This window comes from Ensifer sp. PDNC004 (assembly GCF_016919405.1).
Lineage (GTDB): Bacteria > Pseudomonadota > Alphaproteobacteria > Rhizobiales > Rhizobiaceae > Ensifer.
The window spans coordinates 4,103,450-4,116,564 of sequence record NZ_CP070353.1; the positions used below are offsets into that span (position 1 = coordinate 4,103,450).

Annotated in this window: 12 protein-coding genes; 8 read left to right on the forward strand and 4 right to left on the reverse strand. The window is 62.7% G+C overall.

The genetic code is table 11. The features are described from left to right. Positions 1–25 precede the first annotated feature (25 nt). Positions 26–475, forward strand: coding sequence for a GatB/YqeY domain-containing protein (locus JVX98_RS28045; RefSeq protein ID WP_192446875.1), 450 nt, complete (start codon positions 26–28; stop codon positions 473–475). 6 nt (positions 476–481) lie between these two features. Here JVX98_RS28045 and JVX98_RS28050 read toward each other — a convergent pair whose 3' ends face one another. Further along, a complete protein-coding gene (locus tag JVX98_RS28050; RefSeq protein ID WP_246764972.1) occupies positions 482–1,387 on the reverse strand; it encodes a hypothetical protein in 906 nt (301 codons plus the stop codon). A gap of 215 nt (positions 1,388–1,602) precedes the next feature. Between JVX98_RS28050 and dnaG the strand changes: the two genes are divergently transcribed. After that, complete coding sequence (gene dnaG, locus JVX98_RS28055; protein ID WP_205238181.1) at positions 1,603–3,615, forward strand: DNA primase; 2,013 nt, start codon at positions 1,603–1,605, stop codon at positions 3,613–3,615. A 58-nt stretch (positions 3,616–3,673) separates the two neighbouring features. Here the strand turns inward: dnaG and JVX98_RS28060 are convergent, their stop codons facing one another. Further along, the gene (locus JVX98_RS28060) at positions 3,674–4,513 is read right to left on the reverse strand and encodes a hypothetical protein (RefSeq protein WP_043624522.1); all 840 of its coding nucleotides are present in this window, start codon (positions 4,511–4,513) and stop codon (positions 3,674–3,676) included. A 198-nt stretch (positions 4,514–4,711) separates the two neighbouring features. Here JVX98_RS28060 and recQ point away from each other — a divergent pair, with 198 nt between their 5' ends. Continuing rightward, positions 4,712–6,589, forward strand: a complete 1,878-nt coding sequence (recQ, locus tag JVX98_RS28065) for a DNA helicase RecQ (protein WP_205238182.1) — start codon at positions 4,712–4,714, stop codon at positions 6,587–6,589. Positions 6,590–6,653: 64 nt separating this feature from the next. Here the strand turns inward: recQ and JVX98_RS28070 are convergent, their stop codons facing one another. Then, on the reverse strand, positions 6,654–6,794 hold the full coding sequence (locus tag JVX98_RS28070) for a hypothetical protein (RefSeq protein WP_192446872.1): 141 nt from the start codon (positions 6,792–6,794) through the stop codon (positions 6,654–6,656). Here JVX98_RS28070 and JVX98_RS28075 point away from each other — a divergent pair. After that, the gene (locus JVX98_RS28075; protein WP_205238183.1) at positions 6,793–7,980 is read left to right on the forward strand and encodes a glycine C-acetyltransferase; all 1,188 of its coding nucleotides are present in this window, start codon (positions 6,793–6,795) and stop codon (positions 7,978–7,980) included. The two genes, JVX98_RS28070 and JVX98_RS28075, sit on opposite strands and share 2 nt — an antisense overlap. A gap of 11 nt (positions 7,981–7,991) precedes the next feature. Further along, positions 7,992–9,026 (forward strand): L-threonine 3-dehydrogenase, encoded by a 1,035-nt coding sequence (tdh, locus tag JVX98_RS28080; protein WP_192446870.1) that lies wholly within the window; start codon positions 7,992–7,994, stop codon positions 9,024–9,026. 36 nt (positions 9,027–9,062) lie between these two features. Here tdh and JVX98_RS28085 read toward each other — a convergent pair whose 3' ends face one another. Continuing rightward, complete coding sequence (locus JVX98_RS28085) at positions 9,063–9,521, reverse strand: hypothetical protein (protein WP_205238184.1); 459 nt, start codon at positions 9,519–9,521, stop codon at positions 9,063–9,065. Between the two features lie 217 nt (positions 9,522–9,738). Here JVX98_RS28085 and JVX98_RS28090 point away from each other — a divergent pair, with 217 nt between their 5' ends. From JVX98_RS28090 to JVX98_RS28100, 3 genes are all read left to right on the forward strand, one after another. Beyond that, positions 9,739–10,083, forward strand: coding sequence for a GFA family protein (locus JVX98_RS28090; RefSeq protein WP_043613295.1), 345 nt, complete (start codon positions 9,739–9,741; stop codon positions 10,081–10,083). 462 nt (positions 10,084–10,545) lie between these two features. After that, positions 10,546–12,603, forward strand: a complete 2,058-nt coding sequence (gene rpoD, locus JVX98_RS28095; protein WP_043613292.1) for an RNA polymerase sigma factor RpoD — start codon at positions 10,546–10,548, stop codon at positions 12,601–12,603. A gap of 193 nt (positions 12,604–12,796) precedes the next feature. Then, on the forward strand, positions 12,797–13,090 hold the full coding sequence (locus JVX98_RS28100) for a GYD domain-containing protein (RefSeq protein WP_034803438.1): 294 nt from the start codon (positions 12,797–12,799) through the stop codon (positions 13,088–13,090). Positions 13,091–13,115: the final 25 nt, after the last annotated feature.

Sequence of the window (13,115 nt, forward strand, 5' to 3'; positions counted from 1 at the left end):
GCCGGTTTCGACATGGAGTATAGACATGCGCGACCTGTTCGCTGACGCACTGAAGGAAGCCCTCAAAGCCAAGGACGCACGGCGTACCTCGACCGTGCGGCTGATCCAGGCGGCGATCAAGGATCGGGACATTGCCAATCGGGGCCTCGGCAAGGACCCGGTCAGCGATGACGACATCCTGCAGATCCTCGCCAAGATGATCAAGCAGCGCGAAGAATCGGCTCGTATCTACGACGACGCCGGCCGGCCGGAGCTTGCCGCGCAGGAGCGTGAGGAAATCGTCATCATCAATCGGTTCCTGCCGGCCCAGCTTCCGGAAGCCAGGGTGAAGGAACTCTGCGCCTCGGTCATCGCCGAAACCGGCGCACATGGCCTGCGCGACATGGGCAAGTGCATGAACGTGCTCAAGGAGCGCTATCCCGGCCAGATGGACTTCGCCAAGGCCTCGGGCCTGGTGAAGGAACTGCTCAAGTAGCTCCGCTCAAGTGAGTGCCGGCGCCCGTCGCGATAGGACGGGCGTCGCCATCTCGGCTCTCGCCGGAAACGTCGCCTCGAATGCGCGATCGATCAGGGCGAACTTCTCCGCCTGGTAATCCCAGTATTCGCGAATGAAGGCTTTCGACAGCCAGACCGCGCCGCGACCGGGCGTCCGCTCCCACCCCATATTTCCCAAAAGCGCTGCCTTGTCGAAGATCCGCTTGAGGTGGGTCTTGGAGATGATGAAGCGTTCGCTGAGATCGCTCGGCGAAACCGGCCCAATCGCGTGGCGTGCCGCCTCGGGGTCGAAGTCGCCGATGCGCGAGAAGAGATCGTCCATCACCACGCCGCCGGAATTGACCCAGGTGAAGAGGTCGAAGGTCGGGCCTGGACGACGGACCGTGTCGTTGCCGACGAGCGCTTGGGCGACCGCGGCCTGCAGCCGCCCGAACCGGTGCTGCTCTTCGTTGAGCCGCGCCAGCCGCGACTGGCCGTCGGAGGAGTCGAGGATGGCCAGATGGGACTGCATCCATTTCCAGACATAGTCGAGTGCCGCCTCGGTAGGCTCCAGCGGCCGGCTGCGTTTGTCCGGCTGCACCGTGATGTAGCGGGCGAAGCGGTAGGCGACCATTTCCTGCACGAAGGATGCTGCGGTGTTGCGGCTGGCGATCCCGTGCATGACGGCATAGTTGATGAAACGGCCGCTGTAGAGACCGCTCGAGGGATCATCCGGATCGCGGTCGTGATAGAGCGCAAGGCCGGATTGGGCCATCAGCCAGCGTTGCTGCGAGGCAAAGATCGAGGCGAGCCGTGGGTTTGCCGCATACATCTCCACCATGCCGCGCGCATAGCTCAGCACCGCGCTGAAGAAAGCCGGACTGGAGGCGAGCACTTTGACGGAAACGGCCATGGCAAGTGATCCAATTCGAGACGGCGAATTGATCCTTTTCGTCAAAGGGGTGTCAAGCGCTACTTTTGGTCCTTAGAAAATATTCATACACAACTTTTGATTGGTGATTCGGTGTGCGATTCCCGTTTCGCTCCTGTGAATAGCGTGCAAGCAGGATCACCGTTGTAGCGCCCGCCGGCCATGCCGCCTATATGGAGGATCGACCAGAGGTATCCATGCGCTTTTCACAGTCCTTTCTTGACGAGATACGCGATCGCGTTCCGATTTCGGACGTGATTGCCAAGCGCGTTACCTGGGACCGGCGCAAGACCAACGTCTCGCGCGGCGATTATTGGGCCTGCTGCCCCTTTCACGGTGAGAAATCGCCGAGCTTTCACTGCGAGGACCGCAAGGGCCGCTACCATTGCTTCGGCTGCGGTGTCTCGGGCGACCATTTCCGTTTTCTCACCGATCTCGAAGGCCTGAGCTTTCCGGAAGCCGTACAGCAGGTCGCCGACATGGCGGGCGTTGCCATGCCGCAGCCGGATCCGCAGGCCGAGCGCCGGGAGAAGGAACGCACGAGCCTGCTCGACGTGATGGAAATGGCGGCCGCGTATTTCGAGGACCAGCTTCAGACGGCGGGTGGCGCCAAGGCGCGCGCCTATCTGCGCGAGCGCGGGCTTACGGGGCGCACGATCGAGACCTTCCGTTTGGGCTACGCGCCCGACAGCCGCAATGCGCTCAAGGAACATCTCGCCGGCAAGGGCGTCGCCAAGGAGCAGATCGAGGCTTGCGGCCTCGTGGTGCACGGGCCGGACGTGCCGGTTTCCTACGACCGGTTCCGCGACCGCATCATGTTCCCGATCCTGTCGTCGCGCGAAAAGGTCATCGCGTTCGGTGGTCGGGCCATGTCACCGGACGCGCCGGCCAAGTACCTCAATTCCAACGAGACGGAGCTCTTCCACAAGGGCAACGTTCTCTACAATTTCGCCCGCGCGCGCCGTGCTTCGCAAGGCGGCGCCCGCGACCCCGGCGGCGACGATGCGGCCGCAACGATCATCGCCGTCGAAGGCTATATGGACGTGATCGCGCTGCACCAGGCAGGTGTCGAAAACGCCGTGGCACCGCTCGGCACGGCGCTCACCGAAAACCAGCTCGATCTCTTGTGGAAGATGACGTCGCAGCCGGTGCTCTGCTTCGACGGCGACGGGGCGGGCATTCGCGCCGCCAACCGCGGCGTCGACCTGGCGCTGCCGCACTTGAAGCCCGGCCGCTCGGTCCGCTTCGCCATGCTTCCCGACGGCAAGGATCCCGACGATCTCGTGCGCCAGGAGGGCCGCGGGCCCTTCGACAAGGTGCTCGCCAATGCCCGTTCGCTCGCCGAGATGGTCTGGCAGCGCGAGGTCCAGGGCGGTGCCTTCGATACGCCGGAAAAGCGCGCCGAGCTCGAAGCGCGGCTGAAGCAGGTGACATCCGTGATCGCCGATGAAAGCGTGCGCCGGCACTATGGCCAGGACATGCGCGACCGGTTGCACGCCTTCCTGCAATCCTCGGGGTCAGGGCGGGGCGAGCGGCGTCCCTTCGAACGTGGCGGCCGGCAGGGCGGCGGCGGCGGAGCGCGTGGCGCCGGTCAGGCACGGGGACCGAATGCGAGCGGGCCGACGGCGATCTCCGATCGGCTGGCGCGTTCGACGCTGGTCAGCGGACAACAGGTGGCCCCGCTTCTGAGAGAGAGCGTGCTGGCGCTTACGATCGTCAACCACCCGCAATTGCTGTTCGACGAGTATGACGAGATCTCGACGATCGAGTTCGATCACCGCGAGTTGCAGCGCTGCTGGGCGGCGGTGTTGAATGCTGCGGCCGCGCAGGGGCCACGGCTCAACCGCGACGATCTGCTCGAACAGTTGCAGGGCGAGGGGTTTGGCGCGCTGATCGGCGCGATCGACCAGCAGATCCGCTATGCCAGGCTCTGGACGGCGACGACGGCGGCTGCGCCTGAGGACGCCCGCGAAGGCTATCTGCAGGCGCTGGCGCTGCACCAACGCTCGAAGGCGTTGCATTGGCAGGTGCGCGAGCTTGAGCGTGAACTGGCCTATGCGACCGAGGAGGGTGACCTCGAAGCGGTGCCGCAGTTGCTGCGGACGCTTCAGGAGGTGCAGCACGAAGTGACGCGGCTTGAAAACCAGGAAGCGATCATCGAGGGCTTCGGCGTGCTGTCAGGCCGCGTGAAGGGGCCGGCGGCGCGCTAGGTGCTCGAATTTTTCGGCCGGCACGGCGAAAGCAGGCTTGCTCTCGACGAGGTCTCGACTATTCGCGCCAATGTTCGGCCACCCACGGCGATGGGCGAATGTAGTGGCGCAGGTAGCGAAACGCATTCTTCTCGTAACGGTCGGATGCAAACAGCCCGAGGATATGGCCGAGCGGCGTGGAGACCTTGTCCTTCTTGCCGAAGCGCCCCTCGATCGCATGCTGCGGCAGGATGTTGCGCGGGAATAGCACGACGCGTGCGTCCTTCGGCAGGCGCGGCGCCAGGAAGTAGTTGAGCGGAAACGGCCGGCGGCAGTCCTGCCGGAAATGCAAGACCCAGCGGCGGGGAAAGAGTTTGGCTCCGCCCGGCGCATTGCGCGTGACGAAGCGCTGCTCGAAACGGTACTCGTCGGCAATGCCTTGCGGGTCGGCGCGGAACCTCTCCTGCAATGGCACCAGCTTTCCGACCGGAAAGCGGAAAATCGAGGTCTGGCCGAGGCGCTCGAACGGCGTCGTCTGGTTGCGGGCGAGGATGACGTCGTCCGGTTCCCCCTGCTCGAAGAAACCATCGAGCGATCCGACGATGACCAGGTCGAGGTCCAGGAACAGGACGGGGCCCTTGAGATTGCCAAGCTTCGGCCCCCAAAGCCGCGACTTCTGCCAGATGCCGGGCGTGTTCTTAGGCATTTCGCCGATGTCCAGCGGCGGCAGGTCCTCGCAGAGAATTTCCGGACGCAACCCTTCGAAATTGTCGTTGAAGCAGGTGAAGGTGAAGGGTGGGGTGATGTTGCGCGCCACCATGGCGTAGAGCCGGTTGATGAACGGTGCGCCGTACTTCGTACCCCAGTTGATGCAAATGACCTGCTTGACGCCGCCGCTCGCCGCGAGAATGTTCGCCATGGTGACTTCCTGATTTTTGCGGGTCACTAAAGTACTGATGTGTTATCAAGGTCAAGCTGGCAAACCGGGCAATCCCCGATGAAGCGCAGCAGGGCCTTCGGGGAAAAACAGACCTTGTCTCTTCAGTTGCGGCAAGGGCTATGGCATTGCCTGCGCATGTGGCCATGATGGCCTAAGCTGATTCCCGAAGGAGATGTGATGGAGTTCGTCGAAAGGGCGACGCCCTCAAGAAGCGCTGCCAGCCAGCTCTTCGACGAAGCCGGCCAGGCACCGCTCGACGTGCTGAAGCGCGTTTATGGCTATTCCGCCTTTCGCGGCAAGCAGCAGGAAGTGGTCGAGCATGTGACCGCTGGCGGCGATGCGGTCGTTCTCTTTCCGACCGGCGCCGGCAAGTCGCTCTGCTTCCAGATCCCGGCGCTCTGCCGCCCCGGGCTGGGTGTCGTCGTCTCGCCGCTGATCGCACTGATGCGTGACCAGGTGGAAGCGCTGAAACAGCTCGGCGTCAATGCGGCGGCGCTGAACTCGTCGCTGACGCGCGAGGAGGCGATCGCCGTGCGCCGGCAGATCCACGACGGCACGCTCGACCTTCTCTATGTGACGCCGGAGCGGACCGTGACCGATGGGTTTTCCGATCTCATCGGCAATGCCCGCATCGCGCTTTTTGCCATCGACGAGGCGCACTGCGTTTCGCAGTGGGGCCATGACTTCCGCCCCGAGTACCGCGCGCTCGGGCTGCTTGCCGAGCGCTACCCCGGCGTGCCGCGCATCGCGCTCACAGCCACTGCCGATCCGCATACGCGCGACGATATCGTCGAGCGGCTGGCGCTCAACAATGCCGAGGTTTTTACCACCAGCTTCGACCGGCCGAACATCGCCTATGAAATCGTCGAGCGCGACCAGCCGCGGCAACAATTGCTGCGCTTTCTCTCCCGCTTCAAGGGTGCGTCCGGTATCGTCTATTGCCTGTCGCGCGCCAAGGTCGAAGATACGGCCGAATGGCTGAATGCGCAGGGCATTAGGGCATTGCCCTATCATGCGGGCATGGACCGGACGCTTCGCGACAAGCACCAGGATGCGTTCCTCAAGGAAGAGAGCCTCTGCCTCGTTGCGACCGTCGCCTTCGGCATGGGCATCGACAAGCCCGACGTGCGCTACGTCGCCCATCTCGATCTGCCGGGATCGGTGGAGGCCTATTACCAGGAGACCGGGCGTGCGGGGCGCGACGGCCAGCCGTCGGAGGTCTGGATGGCCTATGGCATGGCCGACGTGCTGCAGCGCCGCCGGATGATCGATGAGGGGGGAGCTGCCGACGACATCAAGCGCATCGAGCGCGGCAAGCTCAACGCGTTGCTTGCGATCTGCGAGACCGCCGGCTGCCGCCGCCAGGCGATCCTCGCGCATTTCGGCGAGGCCCATCCCGGCCGCTGCGGCCATTGCGATACCTGCCTGAAACCGGTCGAGACCTGGGACGGGACGGAAGCGGCGATCAAGGCGCTGGCGGCGGTCTATCGCACCGGCGAGCGTTTCGGCACCGGTCATGTGGTCGATGTGCTGATGGGCACGGTCAACGAGAAGACCGAGCGTTTCGGCCATGTCGACATGCCGGTCTTCGGCGCTGGCAAGGACCTGCCGGCTCGCACCTGGCAATCGGTCTTCCGCCAATTGCTGGCGGCGGGACTTGTCAGTGTCGATCATACCGCCTTCGGGGCGATAAAGCTCGAACCGGAGGCACGCGCGGTGTTCAAGCGCGAGCGCCAGGTGCTGTTCCGCAAGGACCGACCGACGTCGGGCAAGGCCGCGCGTGGAGCGAAGTCGGGTGCGCAACGCGAACGGGCCGATCTGGCCGGCTCCGATCTCGAACTCTTCGAACTGCTCCGCGCCGAGCGCTTCTCGATCGCCAAGGAGTTGAACGTCCCGCCCTATGTCGTCTTCCCCGACGCGACCTTGATTGCGCTTGCCAAGGAGCGCCCGCGCGATTTCGACGAACTGCTCGACATTCCCGGCATCGGTGAAAGCAAACGCGAGCGCTACGGCGAGGCATTCCTTGCGGTCATCGACGGCTATCTCGACGGGTGATGGCGGTCGCCCTCGCGGTTCTCTGTCGTCGGAAAATGTCTGCGCCGAAGCACTTGGCGACACATTATTTCCGTCGCACCATCGCAGCGTGAAATGCCCTGTCGTTTTTACGCTGGATCCGGCCGAGCGCCGGATTTTGCTGCAAGTCAAAAGCCGTCATGATACTCGTCAGCCACGCGATGTTTTCTTGAAGCGAGAGCGCCATGACTTCAGCCTTCCTGTCCCATCTCCGATCAGAACTCGATGGCCTGAGGACGGCCGGGTTGTACAAGTCGGAGCGTGTGATCACCTCGAAGCAGGCGGGTGAGATTGCGGTCGCCTCGGGCGAGCGGGTGCTCAACTTCTGCGCCAACAACTATCTCGGCCTTGCCGATAACGAGGAGCTTGCCGAGGCCGGCAAACAGGCGCTCGACCGCTACGGCTACGGCATGGCCTCTGTGCGCTTCATCTGCGGTACACAGGAGGAGCATAAAGCACTCGAGGCCCGCATCTCGTCGTTCCTCGGCATGGAAGACACGATCCTCTATTCGTCGTGTTTCGACGCCAATGGCGGCCTGTTCGAAACGCTCTTGGGCGAAGAGGACGCGATCATCTCCGACGCGCTCAACCACGCCTCGATCATCGACGGCGTGCGGCTGTCGAAGGCCAAGCGCTTCCGTTATGCCAACAATGACATGGCAGCGCTTGAAGAGGAGCTGAAGAAGGCCGAGGGCAGCCGCTTCAAGCTGATCGCCACCGACGGTGTGTTCTCGATGGATGGCATCATCGCCAATCTCAAAGGGGTCTGCGATCTCGCCGACAAGTACGGCGCCATGGTCATGGTCGACGACAGCCATGCGGTCGGCTTCGTCGGCAGACATGGTCGCGGCTCGGCCGAACATTGTGGCGTCGAGGGCCGGATCGACATCATCACCGGCACGCTCGGCAAGGCGCTTGGCGGTGCCTCCGGTGGTTACACCTCGGCCAAGACCGAAGTGGTCGACTGGCTGCGCCAGCGCTCGCGTCCCTATCTGTTCTCCAACACGCTGGCGCCGGTGATTGCCGCGGCCTCGCTCAAAGTGTTCGATCTGATCGAGAACGGCGATGCGCTTCGCGAAAGGCTTTACGCCAATGCGAACCTCTTCCGCTCGGAGATGTCGAAGCTCGGCTTCACGCTGGCCGGCGAAGGCCACCCGATCATCCCGGTCATGCTCGGTGATGCAGCCCTTGCTCAGGAGATGGCGGCACGCATGCTGAAGAAGGGCGTCTATGTCATCGGCTTCTCCTTCCCGGTGGTGCCGAAGGGCCAGGCGCGCATCCGCACGCAGATGTCGGCAGCGCATAGTGAAGCGGACGTCCGCCGGGCGATCGCCGCCTTCGAAGAGGTCGGCCGCGACCTCGGTGTGATCTGAGGGAGAGACCGATGACGAACATGATGAAGGCGCTGGTGAAGTCGAAGCCGGAAGAGGGCCTCTGGATGGAGCGCGTGCCGGTGCCGGAGATCGGCCCGAACGACGTGCTGATCAAGGTGAAGAAATCGGCGATCTGCGGCACGGACGTGCACATCTGGAACTGGGACCAGTGGGCGCAGAAGACCATTCCGGTGCCGATGGTCGTCGGCCACGAGTTCATGGGCGAGATCGCCGAGGTCGGCTCGGCGGTCACCAAGTACCATGTCGGCGAGCGGGTCTCGGGCGAGGGCCACATCGTCTGCGGCAAGTGCCGCAACTGCCGGGCCGGGCGCGGGCATCTCTGCCGCAACACGCTCGGCGTTGGCGTCAACCGGCCGGGCTCGTTCGGCGAGTTCGTCTGCCTGCCGGAGTATAACGTCGTGCCGATCCCCGAGGACGTGCCGGATGAAGTCGCGGCGATCTTCGATCCGTTCGGCAATGCGGTGCACACCGCCCTTTCCTTCGATCTCGTCGGCGAGGACGTGCTTGTGACCGGCGCCGGCCCGATCGGCATCATGGGGGCGATGGTCGCCAAGCGCTCGGGCGCGCGCAAGGTGGTCATCACCGACATCAACCCGACGCGGCTGGCGCTCGCGAAAAGCGTCGGCATCGATCATGTCGTCGACGCGTCGAAGGAAAACCTTGCCGACGTGATGAAGGCGATCGGCATGACCGAGGGTTTTGACGTCGGGCTGGAAATGTCGGGTGCAGCACCCGCCTTCCGCGACATGATCGACAAGATGAACAATGGCGGCAAGATCGCCATCCTCGGCATTGCACCGGCCGGCTTCGAGATCGACTGGAACAAGGTCATCTTCAAGATGCTCAACCTCAAGGGCATCTACGGCCGCGAGATGTTCGAGACCTGGTACAAGATGATCGCCTTCGTGCAGGGCGGCCTCGACCTTGCCCCGGTCATCACCCACCGCATCAAGATCGACGAATTCCGCGACGGCTTCGAAGCGATGCGCTCCGGCAATTCCGGCAAGGTCGTCATGGACTGGTGAGGCCGCAAGGGCCGTTGCACCCGTGAGAGCGGCGGCTCAGTTGGCGAGGCCGAACTGGATCTCGATCTCGTGATAGCGGGCGCCCTGGCCCGCCCAGCGATGGTAGATCTCGCGGCTCTCGCCGGAGAAATTGTGCCTGGACATTTCGATCGTGGCGACCAGCGGCGCGTAGCCCTGCGTGAAAAGGCTTCGCATCGGACCCTGGTGCAGCGTGGACGCCACCATGATCGGCTCCAGTTCGACCAGATCGAGTTCACCGCGATAATCCTTGCCACCTGAGACCGGGCGGCAGATCCGCCAGTCGAACAGGGTCTTGGCGTTTTTCGGCAGGTTCTGCGCGATGAAGATCCAGGGGCCCGCCGGCGTCAGACTGGCGCGCTCCATCTCCGCCTCGATGACAGGCGCCAGTGCGGCGCTCTCGCCTTTGACATCGGCTATGGTGAGCCGCCGCGCGATCGATAGCACGCGCATGGCGTCGGTTTCCTTGATGAGCATTCGAGCCTCCGTTTCGGAGCGAAGTTCCTGCGCGATCAGGTCAAGCGCAAGCGAAAAGCCGGAATAATCTTGCGAGTTTGCATCGATAATCGGCTCCTTCGGGAATCGTTTTGCGTGCATGCGCCTGGCTGCTGCCTGCGCTTGCTTGAGGGCAGGGACGCTCTATCTTGGTGGCAGAGGTGGCGCAGTTGCGCCGGGAAGAAGAGGAGATGCCTGCATGCGTTATGAGGGAAGCTGTCACTGCGGCAAGATCGCCTTCGAGGTGGAAGGGGAATTCAACGAAGCGATCGACTGCAATTGTTCGCTCTGCCGTCGCCGTGGCGGGCTGCTCGCCTTCGTTGCCCGCGACAAGCTGACGCTGACGACGCCGGAAGCGGACCTCTCGACCTACCTCTTCAACAAGCATGTGATCCAGCACCGATTCTGCGACACCTGCGGCATCGCGCCGTTCGGCGAGGGCGACGGGCCGCATGGGAAGATGGCGGCGGTCAACCTGCGCTGCCTGCCCGAATTTGATATCGAGGCGGTGAAGGTCGTCAAGTATGACGGCCGATCGGTTTAGAATCGGGCCGGAAAATGCAGCTCTGGTTGCGCGTGCGGATATGGCACAACGAGACCTTGCCGATTAAATTGTTGCTACCCTTGTCTTTTGGCGGGCAGCGCCTACATCTTCAGCGGAAGCTGATAAACCCCAAAAAGCGATAGGAACGGTGATTTTTACCGAATCATCCGGTTTTTCAGCGGAAATGCTTGACGGGATCGAAAATTCTGGGAATCACCATTTCCGAATAAGAAATGGCGAGATGACACGGCGGTTAGGGAATCATGCCAGAGACGTTTCAGTGGCAGGACTGTCGGAGCTTGCCCGCTTTGCCACGAGTACACTCGTGGTTAAACAGGAATTAAACATCATCCCGTTACGTCAGGGGAAATGATTCGGTGGCGGGTGCGCGGCGCACCCGGACCTTCGAGCGGCATTGGCACCGGGCTCACGCCGGTTGCGACAAGGAAAGCGACGAACTAAATGGCAACCAAAGTCAAAGAAAACGAAGAAGCTGACGTAGAACGCGAAGGCGCTCCGGACGGCCCGCTTCTCGATCTTTCCGATGACGCTGTCAAGAAGATGATCAAGGCCGCCAAGAAGCGCGGCTACGTGACGATGGACGAGCTCAACTCGGTCCTTCCGTCCGAAGAAGTCACCTCCGAACAGATCGAAGACACGATGGCGATGCTGTCCGACATGGGCATCAACGTGATCGAGGACGAGGAAGCCGAAGAGGCAGCCAGCGGCGGTGACGACGAGGGCGGCGACGACGACGGCGACAGCGAAGGCGGCGAACTCGCGCCTTCCAGCGGCACGTCGCTTGCGACCAGCAAGAAGAAAGAGCCGACCGATCGTACTGACGACCCGGTGCGCATGTACCTGCGCGAAATGGGCTCGGTCGAGCTTCTCTCCCGCGAAGGCGAAATCGCGATTGCCAAGCGCATCGAGGCTGGCCGCGAGACGATGATCGCCGGTCTCTGTGAGAGCCCGCTGACCTTCCAGGCGCTGATCATCTGGCGCGACGAACTGAACGAAGGCCAGACGCTGCTGCGCGAGATCATCGATCTCGAAACCACCTATTCCGGTCCCGAGGCCAAGGCTGCGCCGCAGTTCCAGAGCCCGGAAAAGATCGAGGCCGACCGCAAGGCTGCCGAGGAAAAGGAAAAGACCCGCAAGGTCCGTTCGCCTGCCAACGACGACGACATCACCAATGTCGGCGGCGATGTCATGCCGGCCGAAGAAGAAGAGGAAGACGACGACGAGTCGAACCTCTCGCTCGCGGCCATGGAAGCGGAACTGCGTCCGCAGGTCATGGAAACCCTCGACATCATTGCCGAGACCTACAAGAAGCTGCGCAAGCTGCAGGACCAGCAGGTGGAAGCCCGCCTTGCTGCCACCGGCACACTTTCGCCCGCCCAGGAGCGCCGCTACAAGGAGCTCAAGGACGAGCTGATCAAGGCGGTAAAGTCGCTGTCGCTCAACCAGAACCGCGTCGACAGCCTGGTCGAGCAGCTCTACGACATCTCCAAGCGCCTGATGCAGAACGAAGGCCGCCTGCTGCGCCTTGCTGAATCCTACGGCGTCAAGCGTGACTCGTTCCTGGAACAGTATTCGGGTGCCGAACTCGACCCGAACTGGATGAAGTCGATCAGCAACCTGGCCGGCAAGGGCTGGAAGGAATTCGCCAAGAGCGAAAACCAGACGATCCGCGACATCCGCCAGGAGATCCAGAACCTTGCGACCGAAACCGGCATCTCGATCGCCGAGTTCCGTCGGATCGTATCCATGGTGCAGAAGGGCGAGCGCGAAGCGCGCATCGCCAAGAAGGAAATGGTCGAAGCGAACCTGCGCCTCGTCATCTCCATTGCCAAGAAGTACACCAACCGCGGCCTGCAGTTCCTCGACCTCATCCAGGAAGGCAACATTGGCCTGATGAAGGCGGTCGACAAGTTCGAGTACCGCCGCGGTTACAAGTTCTCGACCTACGCCACCTGGTGGATCCGTCAGGCGATCACCCGGTCGATCGCCGACCAGGCCCGCACGATCCGTATTCCGGTGCACATGATCGAGACGATCAACAAGATCGTTCGTACCTCGCGCCAGATGCTGCACGAGATCGGCCGCGAACCGACGCCGGAAGAACTGGCCGAAAAGCTCGCCATGCCGCTCGAAAAGGTCCGCAAGGTCCTGAAGATCGCCAAGGAGCCGATCTCGCTCGAAACGCCCGTCGGTGACGAAGAAGATTCGCACCTCGGCGATTTCATCGAAGACAAGAACGCGCTGCTGCCGATCGACGCCGCCATCCAGGCGAACCTGCGCGAGACGACGACCCGCGTTCTCGCTTCGCTGACGCCGCGCGAAGAGCGCGTGCTGCGCATGCGCTTCGGCATCGGCATGAACACCGACCACACGCTCGAAGAAGTCGGCCAGCAGTTCTCGGTTACCCGCGAACGTATCCGTCAGATCGAGGCGAAGGCGCTTCGCAAGCTCAAGCATCCGAGCCGCTCCAGGAAGCTCAGAAGCTTCCTCGACAGCTAAAGTCGGATACACGCAAAAGATCAAAGCCGGGCCAAGTGCCCGGCTTTTTCGTTTCCGCCTCACCCATGCGATTTATTGTGGGTGCTTTCGCCGGGGAGTATAGTCGCCCCTTCGCAGTAATCTGGGGCACCCCGTCTTGTACGCGGGAGCAATCGCACCGCGGGCGTGAAGCGTGCCCCCGTGGAGGTGTTAGATGACGACGTATGTCATGCTCCTCAACTGGACCGAGCAGGGCGTCAAGAATGTGCGTGATTCCCCGAAAAGGCTCGACCTCGCACGGAATGTGCTCGGCGAGATGGGCGGTTCCTTCAAGCATTTCTTCCTGACCATGGGTGACTACGACATGGTGGCCATCGTCGAAGCGCCTGACGATGCGGTGGCCGCACGCTTCGCGCTCACGCTTGGCATGGCCGGCAATGTGCGCTCGACGACGCTGAAAGCCTTCCCTGAGGCTGCCTATCGCGAACTGATCGCCTCGCTTGGATGAACAGCCGGTGTTGCGGCCGTGAGGG